17 protein-coding genes are annotated in these 14,653 nt (G+C 50.9%); 9 read left to right on the top strand and 8 right to left on the bottom strand.

All coding sequences use genetic code 11. From position 1 onward, the window contains the following. The first annotated feature begins 7 nt into the window (after positions 1 to 7). The 5 genes from accA (at position 8) to CWS43_RS21665 (ending at position 5,498) form a co-directional block, all read left to right on the top strand. The gene (accA, locus tag CWS43_RS21685; RefSeq protein ID WP_101079205.1) at positions 8 to 967 is read left to right on the top strand and encodes an acetyl-CoA carboxylase carboxyl transferase subunit alpha; all 960 of its coding nucleotides are present in this window, start codon (positions 8 to 10) and stop codon (positions 965 to 967) included. Positions 968 to 1,156: 189 nt separating this feature from the next. Beyond that, positions 1,157 to 3,304: a lysine decarboxylase LdcC gene (locus CWS43_RS21680; protein WP_101079204.1), complete on the top strand. Its 2,148-nt coding sequence runs from the start codon at positions 1,157 to 1,159 to the stop codon at positions 3,302 to 3,304. A gap of 86 nt (positions 3,305 to 3,390) precedes the next feature. Beyond that, positions 3,391 to 3,783, top strand: a complete 393-nt coding sequence (locus CWS43_RS21675) for a VOC family protein (protein ID WP_101079203.1) — start codon at positions 3,391 to 3,393, stop codon at positions 3,781 to 3,783. A gap of 4 nt (positions 3,784 to 3,787) precedes the next feature. After that, on the top strand, positions 3,788 to 5,134 hold the full coding sequence (gene tilS / locus CWS43_RS21670) for a tRNA lysidine(34) synthetase TilS (RefSeq protein WP_101079202.1): 1,347 nt from the start codon (positions 3,788 to 3,790) through the stop codon (positions 5,132 to 5,134). A gap of 31 nt (positions 5,135 to 5,165) precedes the next feature. Continuing rightward, the gene (locus CWS43_RS21665) at positions 5,166 to 5,498 is read left to right on the top strand and encodes a cytochrome c (protein ID WP_101079201.1); all 333 of its coding nucleotides are present in this window, start codon (positions 5,166 to 5,168) and stop codon (positions 5,496 to 5,498) included. A gap of 76 nt (positions 5,499 to 5,574) precedes the next feature. Here CWS43_RS21665 and rof read toward each other — a convergent pair whose 3' ends face one another. Together rof and CWS43_RS21655 are read right to left on the bottom strand one after the other, a co-directional pair. After that, positions 5,575 to 5,835, bottom strand: a complete 261-nt coding sequence (gene rof, locus CWS43_RS21660; RefSeq protein ID WP_101079200.1) for a Rho-binding antiterminator — start codon at positions 5,833 to 5,835, stop codon at positions 5,575 to 5,577. Then, complete coding sequence (locus tag CWS43_RS21655) at positions 5,822 to 6,022, bottom strand: YaeP family protein (RefSeq protein WP_101079199.1); 201 nt, start codon at positions 6,020 to 6,022, stop codon at positions 5,822 to 5,824. Before CWS43_RS21655 ends, rof begins: the two co-directional genes overlap by 14 nt. A gap of 215 nt (positions 6,023 to 6,237) precedes the next feature. Between CWS43_RS21655 and CWS43_RS21650 the strand changes: the two genes are divergently transcribed. Genes CWS43_RS21650 through nlpE form a run of 3 tightly spaced genes read left to right on the top strand, consistent with a single transcriptional unit; the run spans position 6,238 to position 7,955 of the window. Beyond that, positions 6,238 to 6,798 (top strand): YaeQ family protein, encoded by a 561-nt coding sequence (locus CWS43_RS21650; protein ID WP_101079198.1) that lies wholly within the window; start codon positions 6,238 to 6,240, stop codon positions 6,796 to 6,798. Next, a complete protein-coding gene (gene arfB, locus CWS43_RS21645) occupies positions 6,765 to 7,220 on the top strand; it encodes an alternative ribosome rescue aminoacyl-tRNA hydrolase ArfB (RefSeq protein ID WP_369825916.1) in 456 nt (151 codons plus the stop codon). The genes CWS43_RS21650 and arfB overlap by 34 nt, the downstream gene beginning before the upstream one ends. A gap of 57 nt (positions 7,221 to 7,277) precedes the next feature. Further along, positions 7,278 to 7,955 (top strand): envelope stress response activation lipoprotein NlpE, encoded by a 678-nt coding sequence (nlpE, locus tag CWS43_RS21640; RefSeq protein WP_101079196.1) that lies wholly within the window; start codon positions 7,278 to 7,280, stop codon positions 7,953 to 7,955. 83 nt (positions 7,956 to 8,038) lie between these two features. Here nlpE and proS read toward each other — a convergent pair whose 3' ends face one another. The 6 genes from proS to metN form a co-directional block, all read right to left on the bottom strand. Continuing rightward, positions 8,039 to 9,757, bottom strand: coding sequence for a proline--tRNA ligase (gene proS / locus CWS43_RS21635; protein WP_101079195.1), 1,719 nt, complete (start codon positions 9,755 to 9,757; stop codon positions 8,039 to 8,041). Between the two features lie 118 nt (positions 9,758 to 9,875). After that, on the bottom strand, positions 9,876 to 10,583 hold the full coding sequence (gene tsaA / locus CWS43_RS21630; protein ID WP_101079194.1) for a tRNA (N6-threonylcarbamoyladenosine(37)-N6)-methyltransferase TrmO: 708 nt from the start codon (positions 10,581 to 10,583) through the stop codon (positions 9,876 to 9,878). Then, positions 10,580 to 10,987, bottom strand: coding sequence for an Rcs stress response system protein RcsF (gene rcsF / locus CWS43_RS21625; protein WP_101079193.1), 408 nt, complete (start codon positions 10,985 to 10,987; stop codon positions 10,580 to 10,582). The genes tsaA and rcsF overlap by 4 nt, the downstream gene beginning before the upstream one ends. 170 nt (positions 10,988 to 11,157) lie before the next feature. Beyond that, on the bottom strand, positions 11,158 to 11,973 hold the full coding sequence (locus CWS43_RS21620; RefSeq protein ID WP_101079192.1) for a MetQ/NlpA family lipoprotein: 816 nt from the start codon (positions 11,971 to 11,973) through the stop codon (positions 11,158 to 11,160). Positions 11,974 to 12,036: 63 nt separating this feature from the next. Beyond that, the gene (locus tag CWS43_RS21615; RefSeq protein ID WP_101079191.1) at positions 12,037 to 12,690 is read right to left on the bottom strand and encodes a methionine ABC transporter permease MetI; all 654 of its coding nucleotides are present in this window, start codon (positions 12,688 to 12,690) and stop codon (positions 12,037 to 12,039) included. After that, entirely contained in the window at positions 12,683 to 13,714 is a 1,032-nt protein-coding gene (gene metN, locus CWS43_RS21610) for a methionine ABC transporter ATP-binding protein MetN (protein WP_101079190.1), read from the bottom strand. Before metN ends, CWS43_RS21615 begins: the two co-directional genes overlap by 8 nt. Positions 13,715 to 13,894: 180 nt before the next feature. Between metN and gmhB the strand changes: the two genes are divergently transcribed. Further along, positions 13,895 to 14,461 carry a D-glycero-beta-D-manno-heptose 1,7-bisphosphate 7-phosphatase gene (gene gmhB, locus CWS43_RS21605; RefSeq protein WP_101079189.1) on the top strand — a complete coding sequence of 189 codons (567 nt, stop codon included), beginning with the start codon at positions 13,895 to 13,897 and terminating at the stop codon, positions 14,459 to 14,461. Positions 14,462 to 14,653: the final 192 nt, after the last annotated feature.

The following is a 14,653-nucleotide window of genomic DNA, read 5'->3' as shown; positions in this document are numbered from 1 at the left end:
GAATGCTATGAGTCTGAATTTTCTTGATTTTGAACAGCCGATTGCGGAACTGGAAGCGAAAATTGACTCGCTGACTGCAGTCAGCCGTCAAGACGAAAAATTAGATATTAATCTGGACGAAGAAGTTGCACGCTTGCGCGAGAAAAGCGTTGAACTGACACGTAAGATTTTCTCTGATCTGGGCGCCTGGCAGATTGCCCAACTGGCGCGCCATCCTCGTCGCCCTTATACCCTGGATTACATCAAACATATCTTTACCGATTTTGATGAACTGGCGGGTGACCGTGCATTCGCGGACGATAAAGCTATCGTTGGTGGTATTGCTCGTCTGGGCGAACGTGCTGTGATGATCATTGGTCATCAGAAAGGCCGTGAAACCAAAGAGAAAATTCGTCGTAACTTTGGTATGCCTGCACCAGAAGGGTATCGCAAAGCGTTACGCCTGATGGAAATGGCCGAACGTTTCAAACTGCCAATCATCACCTTCATCGACACCCCGGGTGCATACCCTGGTGTGGGTGCGGAAGAACGTGGCCAGTCTGAAGCGATCGCCCGCAACCTGCGCGAAATGTCGCGCCTGAACGTCCCGGTTATCTGCACCGTTATTGGTGAAGGGGGTTCCGGTGGTGCTCTGGCAATCGGCGTGGGTGACAAAGTTAACATGCTGCAATACAGCACCTACTCGGTAATTTCACCGGAAGGCTGTGCGTCGATTCTGTGGAAAAGCGCAGATAAAGCGCCTCTGGCTGCGGAAGCGATGGGGATTGTTGCCCCGCGGCTGAAAGAGCTGAAACTGATCGACTCCGTGATCCCGGAACCTCTGGGTGGCGCGCATCGTAACGTTGAAGCGATGGCAGCTTCTCTGCGTGCACAACTGGAAGCGGACCTGAGCGATCTGGATGTTCTGAGCACTGAAGAACTGCGCAACCGTCGTTATCAGCGTCTGATGACTTACGGTTACTGCTGATATCAGCAATGTATTGCGAAAGGCTATGCTCCGGCATGGCCTTTTTTATTACCCGTTTTTCCCTCTCAGATTTTCCTGCATTCTTAAATTCCCTCTTTTTGGTCGAAACCCGGTGGTAAAGGGTACACAGCGTCCGTTAACCGTGTTTCTATAAATACCTGAGAGACATATAACAGAAGGATTTGTCAGATGAATATTATTGCTATCATGCGCCCGGAAGGGGCCTACTACAAAGATGAGCCGATCCGCGAACTGGATAGCGCCCTGACGAGTCTCGGATTCCATATTATTTATCCGCGCGATCGCGCTGACTTACTGAAACTCATCGAAAATAATGCCCGTATCTGCGGGGCGATTTTCGACTGGGACCAGCACAGTGAAGAACTGTGTACGGAAATCAATGAACTGAATGAATACCTGCCGCTTTACGCGTTCATCAATACGCACTCCACGCTGGACGTTGATGTCAATGAGATGCGTATGGTCTTGTATTTCTTCGAGTATGCCCTTTCTGCTGCCGATGATATTGCCAGGCGTATTCGCCAGTACACCGATGAATATATCGATACGATCACGCCGCCGCTGACCAAAGCGCTGTTTACCTATGTGGAAGAAGGAAAATATACCTTCTGCACACCGGGTCACATGGCCGGAACGGCCTTTCTGAAAAGCCCTGTCGGGACGCTTTTTTATGATTTCTTCGGGGCTAAGACCCTGAAAGCGGATGTGTCGATTTCTGTGACGGAACTCGGTTCCTTGCTCGACCATACCGGCCCGCATTTAGAGGCGGAGGAATACATCGCGCGAACGTTTGGGGCGGAGCAAAGCTATATCGTTACCAATGGCACATCCACGGCAAACAAAATTGTCGGCATGTACGCCGCGCCTGCGGGTAGCACCGTGCTGATTGACCGAAACTGCCACAAATCACTGGCGCATCTGATGATGATGACCAACATCGTGCCGGTGTATTTGCGTCCGAACCGCAATGCCTACGGTATTCTGGGCGGGATCCCGCAACGGGAATTTACACGTGAAAGCATTGAAGAGAAGATCGCGCAGACCGAAAATGCCACCTGGCCCGTGCATGCTGTGATCACCAATTCCACCTACGACGGGCTGCTTTACAATACGGATTACATCAAAAGTACGCTGGATGTACCGTCGATTCACTTTGATTCCGCGTGGGTGCCTTACACCAATTTCCATCCGATTTACGATGGCAAAAGCGGAATGAGTGGCGAGCGGGTTCCCGGCAAAGTGATTTATGAAACGCAGTCGACGCATAAATTGCTGGCGGCTTTCTCACAGGCTTCCATGATCCACATTAAAGGCGACTATAACGAAAGCACCTTTAATGAAGCCTACATGATGCACACCACCACATCGCCGAACTACGGCATTGTGGCGTCGGCAGAAACTGCGGCGGCTATGTTGCGCGGAAATCCCGGACGGCGGCTCATCAACCGTTCTGTGGAACGAGCGCTGCATTTCCGCAAAGAGATCCAACGGCTGCGTGAGGAAACTGACGGCTGGTTCTTCGATATCTGGCAACCTGAGCATATTGATGAAGCAGAGTGCTGGCCGCTGAATCCTGATCAAAACTGGCATGGTTTTGCTGATGCGGATACCGATCATATGTATCTGGATCCGATCAAAGTGACGATCCTGACGCCCGGTATGAATGAAATGGGCAAACTCGAAGAAGAGGGGATCCCGGCGGCGTTGGTGGCGAAATTCCTTGATGAGCGCGGCGTGGTAGTGGAAAAAACCGGCCCGTATAATCTGCTTTTCCTGTTCAGCATTGGCATTGATAAAACCAAATCCATGAGCCTGATGCGCGGGCTGACAGATTTCAAACGCAGCTATGATCTTAATCTTCGGGTCAAAAATATGCTCCCGGACCTCTATGCGGAAGATCCGGATTTCTACCGTAATATGCGCATTCAGGATCTGGCTCAGGGGATCCACAAACTGATTGTCCGCCATGATCTTCCACGTCTGATGATCGAGGCTTTTGATGTATTGCCGGAAATGAAAATGACGCCATATGAAATGTTCCAGCATCAGGTGCGCGGGCATATCGATGAGTGCGACATTGACGAACTGATTGGCAAAGTATCCGCCAATATGATCCTGCCGTATCCACCGGGTGTACCCGTGGTGATGCCCGGTGAGATGATTACGGAAGAAAGCCGCGCCGTTCTCGATTTTCTGATCATGCTGTGTTCTATCGGTGAGCGTTATCCGGGATTTGAAACGGATATTCATGGAACCCGTCTCACAGAAGACGGGCGCTATCTGGTAAAAGTTTTAAAACTCCCGGAAGCGGGTTAACAAACCGCCCTCTTCGTGAGGGCTTTTTATTGACGTCTGCAAACACCCTGAGTAACGTGCACAGCAGGAATTAACAGGAAATCATCATGCTTACTCTTCGCCAGATTCATCACATCGCGGTCATTGGTTCTGATTATCAGGCCAGTAAACATTTCTATTGCGATATTCTTGGGTTTACCTTACTTGGCGAGTTTTACCGCGAAGAACGTGATTCCTGGAAAGCCGATCTGGCACTGAACGGCCAGTATACGATTGAGTTATTTAGCTTCCCGAATCCACCTGCCCGTCCAAGCCGGCCTGAATCCTGCGGTTTGCGCCATCTGGCGTTCAGCGTTGAAGATATCGGGCAGTCCGTCAGTGTGCTGAACGCAGCCGGTGTCTTTTGCGAACCGGTGAGAACAGACCCTTATACCGGCAAACAGTTTACTTTTTTCACCGATCCCGACGGCCTGCCGTTAGAGCTTTACGAATCCCGGTAATCTCATGAATCATCATCTGTCAGCACTGTTTCTGACTGAACATTTGCGCAGCAAAATTGGGTCTGCGCGAAAACTTTGCGTGGCATTTAGCGGCGGTCTGGATTCAACCGTTTTGCTGGCTGGTCTTGCACAGTTGAGGGACAACCAGATCCCGGACTTACGGCTGCGGGCGCTGCACGTGCATCACGGATTAAGCCAGTTTGCGGATGACTGGGCAGCGCACTGCCATGATTTCTGCCAGCAGCGTAATATCGGTCTGACCGTCATTAGGGTTCAGGTCAACGCTCAGGATGGCGGGATTGAAGCGGCGGCAAGAGCTGCGCGCTATCAGGCTTTCTCCGCGCAGCTGGAAGAGGGGGAAGTCTTGCTGACGGCGCAACATCTTAACGATCAGTGTGAAACGTTTTTGCTGGCGCTTAAACGCGGCAGCGGTCCGGCGGGTTTGTCGGCGATGAGTGCGGACAGCACGGGGCTGGGTTATCGCCTGTTGCGGCCGTTGCTTGAGCTCCGCCGGGATCGGCTTGAGGAATACGCCGATCAACACCAGCTGACGTGGATCGAGGATGACAGCAATCGGGACGCCCGTTTTGATCGTAATTTTTTGCGGCTCGATATTCTCCCTTCGCTCTATGCGCGATGGCCGCACTTTGCACAATCCACCGCCCGCAGCGCTTCGTTGTGCGCGGAACAGGAATCTCTGCTTGATGAACTGCTCAGTGAGTCCCTTATTTCGTTAACGGATGAACAGGGGAGTTTATCCGTTGAGGGGATTGAGAGTTTCTCGGTGGCAAGACGTTCCGCGCTACTGCGCCGCTGGCTGGCTGGCCGTGAAGCAAAAATGCCTTCCCGCGAACAGCTCCAGAGAATTTGGGATGAAGTTGCGTTGAGCCGTGAAGATGCACAGGCGCAGCTTCAGCTTGGGAGCTTTGTGGTGCGACGTTTTCGCCAGCGGCTGTACCTGTCGCCCCAATATTCATCCCTTAAAGATTTGATCATCAGCTGGGATCCTGCTGACAAACTTCTGTTGCCGGACGCGCTGGGCGTTTTATCTGTTTCTGCAGTGCCGGATGATGGCGATGAAAACTGTGTCATCCGTCAGCCGCGCGCCGGGGAAACGATCACCGTTCGCTTCCATGCTTCGGGGATGATCGAAAAGGTTGGGCGCGATCGTGCCCGTCAGGCGAAAAAGTTGTGGTCTGAGTTAGGTGTGCCGCCCTGGCAACGGGATCGCATTCCGCTGGTTTATTACAATGAACAGCTTATTGCTGCGCCTGGCTGGTTTATCACCCGTCAGGCACTGGCTGAAAATAGTGAAGAGCAATGGCGGCTGTTATGGTCCGTTGCCCAATAAAATAGAAAGCAGTTAATTTTGGGGAGTTGTAATGCTGAGAGTTTTGTTGCGGGCAATGGCAGGGTTATTGCCGTTGATATTGCTGAGTTCACCGGTTCTGGCTCAGGGAAACAGTGCTGATGGTCAGTCTAAATCGGCAAGCTGTGCGGCATGCCACGGCGCAAAGGGAAAAGCGGTTAATGCTATTTACCCTAATCTGGCCGGGCAAAATGAAGACTACCTGGCACTGGCGCTGCGTGCTTATCAGAAAGGAGAACGCAGCGGCGGGCAGGCGGGTGTCATGCAGGCATTTACCTCATCACTGTCTGAGCAGGATATCAGTGATCTGGCAGCCTATTATGCCAGTCTGACGCCGCTTAAATAGTAAATGGGTCGGTTTCAGAAATGCAAACGGGCAACCCTGAGATTGCCCGTTAAGTCATAGTGACGGAGGGTATCGCTTATTCGGCGCTCACGACCACCGTGCCAATTTCCGGATGGCTAAAGCTTTCAATATGATCAAGCCGCAGATCGCGTTGTTCTCCGCTGGCCTCGACCACCAGATACTCTACTTTCTTACGCATTAACAAATCTTTGGCTTTTGCCTCAACGACTTCTCCGCTACGCAGCTTCAGCGTCAAAACCAGGTGATGCTGGCAGGCGAGCTCGAGATTATCGTAGTCATCACAATTGATGGGTTGGTACTCATCATTCATCGACATAATCGCTCACCAATAAGTTAGCGGCGGCGTAGGCCGCCTGGTCCCTAACGGAGGACGGAAGCTCAGCATTCGCTGCCACTTCGTCCAATGCTTTCAATACACAACCCAACGCATCGGGCACATATCCGAGATCACCGCTGGCGATTTCAGAATATTTAAGGCGTACCAACTCACAGTATTGTTGCATAACTTCTCCCTAAAAAGCGTATCCCTCTGAGGAAAGCGCAGAAAGATAAACTCTCAGTATTTAACGACTATAGCACAGGAGAGTGTGAGTTATTAGCAGGCCTGTAAAGGTAAATCGTTTGAGTACAGCCTTTATTCAGAAGGTCCATCAGGGGAAAACTGGTTTAGGCAGGACGCTTTCAAGTACACTGTGCGTCTGATATCAAGAGGTTTCCCATGGCGCTAAAAGCAAAAATTTATAAAGCAGCAATCAATATTGCTGATATGGATCGTAATTTCTTTCATGACGCCAACCTGACTTTGGCCCAGCATCCCTCAGAAACAGAACAACGAATGATGCTGCGTCTGCTTGCATGGATTTATCATGCAGATGAGCGCCTGACTTTTACCCGCGGATTAAGTGCGGAAGACGAACCCGAAATCTGGCGTAAAAACGATCACAACGGCATTGAGTTATGGGTTGAATTAGGATTGCCGGATGAGAAGCGTCTGAAAAAGGCCTGTAACCAATCGCGTGAAGTCGTGCTTTACGCTTATGGTGAGAGAGCGGCAAAAGTCTGGTGGTCACAAATTGAAGGGAAGGTCAGAGGTTTTAACAACCTTCGCATCCGTTATTTGGAAGATGAACTCCTGAATCAGCTGACCGCTTTTGGCAGCCGGACCATGGATTTACAGGCAACTTTACAGGACGGAACTATTTGGCTTTCCGACGCTCAGAGTAATTTGGAAATTCATTTTTCTGAATGGAAAGAGTTTGCCGGAAACGACGGAAGGTAATCAGTGTGCTAATCCTTTCCGGAAAACTGGAAATCCCTGACAGCGAAATCGAATTAACGGCGATCCGCGCTCAGGGAAATGGTGGTCAGAACGTCAATAAAACATCAACGGCGATCCATTTACGCTTTGATATTAAAGCGTCGAGTTTGCCAGAATATTACAAAGAGCGGTTACTGGCATTCAATCACCACTCTATTACGGCCGACGGTTGGGTGATCATTAAAGCCCAGGAATACCGGAGCCAGGAGCTGAATCGCGAAGCCGCTGTGGCCCGGCTGAGCGCGTTGATTTCGCAGGCTATGGTGGTGGAAAAACCTCGCCGCGCGACGAAGCCGACCAAAGGGTCCAAAATCCGGCGTGTAGAAAGTAAAGTGCGCAAAGGCGCCACAAAGGCATTGCGAGGCAAAATTCGTCAGCCTTAAACCGTGTTGCAGGACAATCTTTATCGCAGCACAGAGAAAAGCAGTAGGGGAGAAACTGTGAAAAAAATCATTATCACGGCAGTGCTGGCGCTCGGGGCGCTGTCGCTGTTCGGCTGCCACACCGCTGCGTTTAATCATGAAAAACCGCTTCAGGCGATGCAGCAAAGTTATAGCGGTGTTCTGCCTTGTGCAGATTGCAGCGGCTTAAAAACCTCATTGTTCCTGCAACAGGACGGGACTTACATCTTGCAGGAAGTGTATCAGGGTAGCAAAGAGGGCGATCAGAGCTTCGCCAGCTATGGCCGCTGGGCGCGTACCGCAGATAAACTGGTGCTGACCGACAGCCGAGGAGAGAAGCGCTATTTCCATCCGAAAGATGAAAATCTGGAAATGCTCGATCACAGCGGTGATCCGATCGTTTCCTCGTTCAATTACACGCTGAAGCCTGTGCGGCAGAGCTTGCCGAAAACGCCGATGGCTCTGACCGGCATGATGCAGTACAGCGCAGATGCCGCGTCTTTCAAAGATTGTGCAACGGGTAAAGTCTTCCCGATGTCGGCCAGTAAATCGCTGGAAGCAGGGTATCTTGCAGCACGTAACGCGCCGAACCAGCTGGTCTTCATCTCGATGGACGGTCATTTTATGACAGAACCGTCAATGGAAGAGGGGCAGATGCAACGGGCGGTTGTTGCGGATAAGAATATCAGCTTTGATGCCAATAAGGTTTGCCCTTAGATTTTAAGCTTTTATCGGATTACACAAACAAAAATGCCCGCGCGATGCGGGCATTTTTATGGGCAACGTTTGTCGCTATAATATTAACGCGGGATCTGGCTCAGCAGATATTCAACAATATCGCCTTGCTTGATCATTTGTTTTTCGCCGCTGCGACGGTTTTTATATTCCAGCTCTTCAGCGTCCAGATTACGATCGCCAATCACAACGTGGTGTGGAACACCGATCAGTTCCATGTCTGCAAACATGACGCCCGGACGTTCTTTACGATCGTCGAGGATCACATCGATACCGTGTGAACGCAGTTCTTTGTACAACGCTTCCGCCGCATCTTTCACGCGGAAAGATTTGTGCATGTTCATTGGCAGAATCGCAACCTGGAACGGGGCAATAGCGTCCGGCCAGATGATTCCGCGATCATCGTGGTTCTGTTCGATAGCCGCAGCGACCACGCGGGTCACCCCAATGCCGTAACAGCCCATGGTCATAACCTGGTTACGGCCATCTTCACCCTGAACTGTCGCATTCATTGCTTCTGAGTATTTAGTACCCAGCTGGAAGATATGGCCAACTTCGATACCGCGTTTGATGACCAGAGAACCCTGACCGTCCGGGCTTGGATCGCCGGCAACCACGTTACGGATGTCTGCCACTTCTGGCAGCGCAACATCGCGATCCCAGTTAATGCCAAAGTAATGCTTACCGTCGATGTTTGCGCCAGCGCTGAAATCGCTCATCGCGGCAACGGTGCGGTCAGCAACAACTGGCATTGGCAGATTAACCGGGCCGAGTGAGCCCGGGCCTGCTGCAACGATTTCACGGATTTCAGCTTCTGTTGCGAAAGTCAGTGGAGCAGCAACTTGCGGCAGTTTTTCAGCTTTGATTTCGTTCAGTTCATGATCACCACGAACCAGCAGAGCAACCAGTTTATGACCACTTTCAGCAGTCGCGTGTACCATCAGGGTTTTCACGGTTTTCTCAACCGGAACCTGGAACTGTTCTGTCAGTTCAGCGATGGTTTTCGCATCTGGTGTTTCCACCACATGCATTTCCTGCGTAGCAGCAGCGCGTGGAGTAGCCGGCGCCAGCGCCTCTGCGAATTCGATGTTGGCAGCGAAATCTGAAGAGTCAGAAAACACCACGTCATCTTCGCCGCTTTGTGCCAGTACCTGGAATTCATGGGACGCACTGCCACCGATAGAACCGGTATCTGCCAACACAGCACGGAAATCCAGGCCCATGCGGTTGAAGATTTGGCTGTAAGCCGCATACATCGCGTCGTAAGTTTCCTGAAGGGATTCCTGCGTCGTGTGGAACGAGTAGGCATCTTTCATCAGGAATTCACGAGAACGCATCACACCAAAACGCGGGCGAACTTCATCACGGAATTTGGTCTGGATCTGGAAGAAATTCAGCGGCAGCTGCTTGTAAGAGCTGACTTCGTTGCGGATCAGATCCGTAATGACTTCTTCGTGGGTTGGACCCAGTACGAACGGACGATCGCCACGGTCAACGAAACGCAGCAGTTCCGGGCCGTATTGTTCCCAACGTCCGCTCTCCTGCCACAAATCAGCGGGCTGAACTACCGGCATCGACACTTCAATGGCGTTCGCGTTGTTCATTTCTTCGCGTACGATGTTTTCAACTTTTTTGAGAACACGTAAGCCGGTCGGTAGCCAGGTGTACAGGCCGGAGGCCAGTTTGCGGATCATACCAGCGCGAAGCATCAGCTGGTGGCTGATGACTTCTGCGTCGGCTGGCGTCTCTTTCAGTGTAGAGAGCAGATATTGAGTAGTACGCATGATGTGTTGGTTCCGTTAGCACTGCAAATTGCAATCGGGCTGCCAGTGGCAGCCAAAACGTGAAAAGTGGCTTAGTTTACCAGCGAGTTGGTGTTGCCAAAAGAGACGCAGAGGAAATTTAGTCTTCGCCGAGGGACAATACCTGATTAAGGGAACCCACAACCCGCCAGCGGACATTAAATTCCAGCAGGCGAACGGCGTAATCCCGTTCAGCAGATTCACCTTTGCGGTAAGCAGGGCGCGGATCCTGCCCTAACACCTGTGTAATAAAGCGGCGCAGATGCGGATATTTTCCTGCATGCTTTGCCAGTTGCGATTCTGCCTGGGGGAGAAACTCCACGGGCATATCGGCTGGCGGCGCATGTTGGGCAAAGCCCGCACGGGCTTCAGGATGGCTTTCCGCAAACGGCAGATAAGGTTTGATATCAACAACGGGGGTGCCATCGACGAGGTCGAGACTGCCGAGTTGCAGAATCACACTCTGCCCCTGACAGCGAATGCCTTTCAGTTCAACCAGCGACATGCCCAGCGGATTGGGGCGAAAGGTCGAGCGTGTGGCAAATACGCCGGTACGTGTGTTGCCGCCAAGGCGCGGCGGACGCACAGTCGGGCGCCAGCCTCCGTCCATCGTCTGATGAAAGATGAACATCACCCATAAATGGCTGAAATCTTCCAGCCCGCGTACGGCCTCGGGCTGGTTATACGGGGCATGCAGATGTAATTCGCCGCCACCATCCTGCACTAACCCCGGCTGGCGCGGAACAGCAAACTTCTCTTTATAGGGGGAATGAATGGTCCCTATTTGCTCAAAAGAAAATGATGTCATTTAAAGGTGACATTCAGAGCCGAACCCTGACAAATTGCCTGCTGGTAGCAGCCAGGGACACCGCCGACGATTTCGCACTGATGCAGCAACACCGCGTTCGCTTTCATATAAGAGGCACGTGTGAGCATTCTTTTACGCGCAGCCGCAAGGCTTGGTGGCGTATCGTTTTGATCGCTCTGGCAAGACTCACCAGAAACTTCCCCCAGGTCGCGGAAAGGTGTTCCAACCAGAGCTTCAGCATCTTTATACAGTTTGACGGGGGCAGGGCGAACCGGAGCCGGTTTTGGTTTGACAGGTTTTGGCTCTTCTTTAACAACAGGTGCAGTGATTGTTGGCTGTGTGTGTTGAGTCAGGGAACAACCCGCCAGCAAAAGTGCCGACAAACAGAGAGGTAAAGCACGCATGGTATGTCCTCTGCTTTTTTAATATGTTTACAGGAAAGAATGTGGCGTTATTGAACCAAGGTATTGAAGAAATAACAAGGCGGGCATAAGCCCGCCTTGAATTTATTTGTGAAAGGAATATTTGCGAGAACAATTATCAGGAGAAACGTTGATCTCCTGGCATTCGCGAATTACCAGCCTTTCACCGCACCGCCGTTGAAGATCTTGTTTGCAGCCGCGTTGACTTCGTCAGACTGGTAAGCCTGAACGAATTTCTTCACGTTCTCAGCGTCTTTGTTGTCTTCACGCGCAACGATCAGGTTAACGTATGGAGATTCTTTATCTTCAACGAAGATACCGTCTTTCTCAGGCGTCAGATTGATCTGGCTGGCGTAAGTAGTATTGATGACAGCCAGTGCGATTTTTGCGTCGTCCAGTGAACGTGGCAGCTGTGGTGCTTCCAGTTCAACCAGTTTCAGGTTTTTAGGGTTCTCAGTCACATCCAGAACCGTAGGCAGCAGGCCAACACCGTCTTTAAGTTTAATCAGACCTTGTTTTTGCAGCAGCAGTAATGAGCGGCCCAGGTTAGTCGGGTCGTTTGGCAATGCAACCTGATCGCCGTCTTTCAGCTCATCGATAGATTTGATTTTTTTAGAGTAGCCTGCGATTGGGTAGACGAAAGTATTACCGACCGGAACCAGTTTATAACCACGATCTTTAATCTGCTGATCAAGGTAAGGTTTATGCTGGAAGGCGTTAACATCGATATCGCCTTTGCTCAGCGCTTCGTTTGGCAGCACGTAGTCGTTGAAAGTCACCAGCTCTACGTCAAGACCGTATTTTTCTTTAGCGACTTTCTGTGCAACTTCAGCAACCTGCTGTTCAGCACCAACAATCACGCCTACTTTAATATGGTTAGGATCCTGTTCTTTCGGCCCGCAACCAACTAAAGCCAGCGTTCCCAGAAGCGCGCCGACAACTGCAATGGATTTAAATTTAGTAGACATATCCTTTCCTCAATAAGCGGATAAAAATTATTCGCAGGGTTAGCTATTACAGCTGTTGTTTCATTATTTATGTGTGACCGCTTTTACGATGCGGTCGCCACAAAACTGAATTAAATACACCAAAACGACCAACAGGACTAATACCGTATTCATTACAGTTGCGTCGTAGCCGATGTAACCGTACTGATAACCGATTTGCCCTAATCCACCGGCACCGACAGCACCGCCCATAGCGGAATAACCCACCAGAGTGATCAGCGTGATAGTGGCTGCGTTGACCAGACCCGGTAAGGCTTCCGGCAACAAGATTTTACGAATGATTTGCATCGGTGTGGCGCCCATGGCCCGCGAGGCTTCAACCAGGCCGCTTGGGATTTCCAGCAACGCATTCTCAACCATACGCGCGATAAATGGCGCCGCGCCAACGGTCAGGGGAACAATTGCCGCCTGCAAGCCGATAGATGTCCCGACGATCATTCGTGTGAACGGGATCATCCAGACCAGCAAGATAATAAAAGGAATAGAACGGAAAATGTTAACCAGCGCAGACATCACGCGATAGACGTTTTTATTCTCAGCAATCTGGCCCGGACGGGTGACGTAAAGCAGCACGCCAAAAGGCAGACCCAAAACGAAACCGAAGAAGCCGGAGGTCAGTGTCATGATGACAGTTTCCCAAATCCCCCTACCCATTAACCACATCATTGGCTCAGACATAACCGAGTACCTCTACTTTTACCTGATTTTCATGCAGGAACTGAATGGCTGCCTGAGTGCTTTCTTCTGCACCGTGCATTTCTGTCAGCATAATCCCGAACTTCACGCCGCCGGCATAATCCATCTGAGCGCTGATAATATTATTGTTTACGTCGAAACGGCGCACGGCCTCTGAAAGCAGAGGCGCATCAACGGACTGACCGGTGAATTCCAGACGTAATAAAGGTACCCGACCGGCTTCAGGCTCAGGGACCAGACGCACGGCGTAATCTTCCGGGACATCCAGGTGCAGCGTTGACTGAATAAACTGCTGCGCCAGCGGAGTTTTGGGATGTGAGAACATCTCGCTCACTTTATCCTGCTCGATTAATTTGCCATCACTGATCACGGCAACCTGATCGCAAATACGCTTAACGACATCCATCTCGTGGGTGATTAACAAAATAGTTAATCCAAGGCGACGGTTGATATCTTTCAGCAATTCAAGAATTGCGCGGGTTGTCGCCGGGTCAAGAGCACTGGTCGCTTCATCGCACAGCAAGACTTTAGGATTGCTGGCCAGAGCGCGGGCAATCGCGACACGCTGTTTTTGACCGCCGGAAAGATTGGCCGGGTAGGCGTCATGCTTATCTTCCAGGCCCACGAGGCTCAGCAGCTCTGAAACACGCTTTTTGATCTCAGTGGAAGACAGATTATCCAGTTCCAGCGGCAGTGCGACGTTGCCAAAGACAGTACGTGACGACAGCAAATTAAAGTGCTGAAAAATCATACCAATCTGGCGGCGTGCGCGTGTCAGCGCTTTCTCGGAGAAGGACATCAAATCCTGACCATCAACCAGTACCTGGCCCTTGGTCGGACGTTCCAGCAAATTAACGCAGCGGATTAATGTACTTTTCCCCGCGCCAGATGAGCCGATTACGCCATAAATTTGCCCGGCAGGGACGTGAAGACTCACGTCAGAGAGCGCGACGATCTGGCGCGAACCCTGCTGGAAAACCTTGGTGATGTTTGAAAGTTTAATCATATTATTTTTTATTCTGTCTTTTTGCCGTGACGTGGTGAAATTAACTCTGCGGGAGCACTTCCCCGAAGCATGTCGTGGATGCTAAGGCGTCTAGACGTCTAAGTCAACCAGGTTAGCGTTCTCACAAGCAGTGAAAACATGCGATACTGACGCCGTTAACCCGTCATCAGGAGCAAATTCGTGGCACAACCCGTTTCAGCAATCTTTCTTGACCGTGATGGCACCTTGAATGTCGATCACGGCTATGTACATGAAATCGATGATTTCCAGTTTATCGATGGTGTTATTGATGCCTGCCTCAAACTCAAAGAGATGGGCTTCTTATTGGTATTAGTCACTAATCAGTCCGGTATCGCGCGCGGTAAGTTTACCGAGGATCAGTTTATGACACTGACCGAGTGGATGGACTGGTCGCTTGCTGACAGAGGCGTCGATCTCGACGGCATCTACTTCTGCCCGCATCATCCCGAAGGTACCGTTAAAGAGTTTACTCAGGTTTGCGATTGCCGTAAGCCTCTGCCAGGTATGTTTATGACGGCTAAAGAGGAGCTCAATATTGATATGGCTTCTTCTTATATGGTGGGCGATAAGCTGGAAGATATGCAGGCTGCTGCTGCTGCTGGCGTCGGGACCAAGATTTTAGTTCGCACCGGCAAGCCGGTAACCGCTGAAAGCGAAACTGCGGCGGATGTCGTATTGGAAAGCCTTGCTGCTTTGCCTTCCTTTATAGCAAAAGGGCTGAAATAAGGTTCTTTGGGCAAAAAAACGGCAAACGGAATAAAACTGTATTTATTCGCTTGCCATTAAAATCCAACTCCCTATAATGCCGCTCCATCGACAGGGAACAACGTGAACAACATCACGAAGTAACCGGGTCGGAAAGATTAAAAACAGCGGCAACCGGATGAAATAAACGGTTGACACTGAATGAGGAAAGCG

It is taken from the genome of Rahnella sp. AA (assembly GCF_002834385.1).
Classification (GTDB): domain Bacteria; phylum Pseudomonadota; class Gammaproteobacteria; order Enterobacterales; family Enterobacteriaceae; genus Rahnella.
This window is presented reverse-complemented; position numbering and strand designations above follow the sequence as displayed.

Coding starts and splice junctions, on each gene's coding strand:
- accA (WP_101079205.1), top strand. CDS start 8: ATGAGTCTGAATTTTCTTGATTTTGAACAGCCGATTGCGGAACTGGAA.
- CWS43_RS21680 (WP_101079204.1), top strand. CDS start 1,157: ATGAATATTATTGCTATCATGCGCCCGGAAGGGGCCTACTACAAAGAT.
- CWS43_RS21675 (WP_101079203.1), top strand. CDS start 3,391: ATGCTTACTCTTCGCCAGATTCATCACATCGCGGTCATTGGTTCTGAT.
- tilS (WP_101079202.1), top strand. CDS start 3,788: ATGAATCATCATCTGTCAGCACTGTTTCTGACTGAACATTTGCGCAGC.
- CWS43_RS21665 (WP_101079201.1), top strand. CDS start 5,166: ATGCTGAGAGTTTTGTTGCGGGCAATGGCAGGGTTATTGCCGTTGATA.
- rof (WP_101079200.1), bottom strand. CDS start 5,835: ATGTCGATGAATGATGAGTACCAACCCATCAATTGTGATGACTACGAT.
- CWS43_RS21655 (WP_101079199.1), bottom strand. CDS start 6,022: ATGCAACAATACTGTGAGTTGGTACGCCTTAAATATTCTGAAATCGCC.
- CWS43_RS21650 (WP_101079198.1), top strand. CDS start 6,238: ATGGCGCTAAAAGCAAAAATTTATAAAGCAGCAATCAATATTGCTGAT.
- arfB (WP_369825916.1), top strand. CDS start 6,765: ATGGAAAGAGTTTGCCGGAAACGACGGAAGGTAATCAGTGTGCTAATC.
- proS (WP_101079195.1), bottom strand. CDS start 9,757: ATGCGTACTACTCAATATCTGCTCTCTACACTGAAAGAGACGCCAGCC.
- tsaA (WP_101079194.1), bottom strand. CDS start 10,583: ATGACATCATTTTCTTTTGAGCAAATAGGGACCATTCATTCCCCCTAT.
- rcsF (WP_101079193.1), bottom strand. CDS start 10,987: ATGCGTGCTTTACCTCTCTGTTTGTCGGCACTTTTGCTGGCGGGTTGT.
- CWS43_RS21620 (WP_101079192.1), bottom strand. CDS start 11,973: ATGTCTACTAAATTTAAATCCATTGCAGTTGTCGGCGCGCTTCTGGGA.
- CWS43_RS21615 (WP_101079191.1), bottom strand. CDS start 12,690: ATGTCTGAGCCAATGATGTGGTTAATGGGTAGGGGGATTTGGGAAACT.
- metN (WP_101079190.1), bottom strand. CDS start 13,714: ATGATTAAACTTTCAAACATCACCAAGGTTTTCCAGCAGGGTTCGCGC.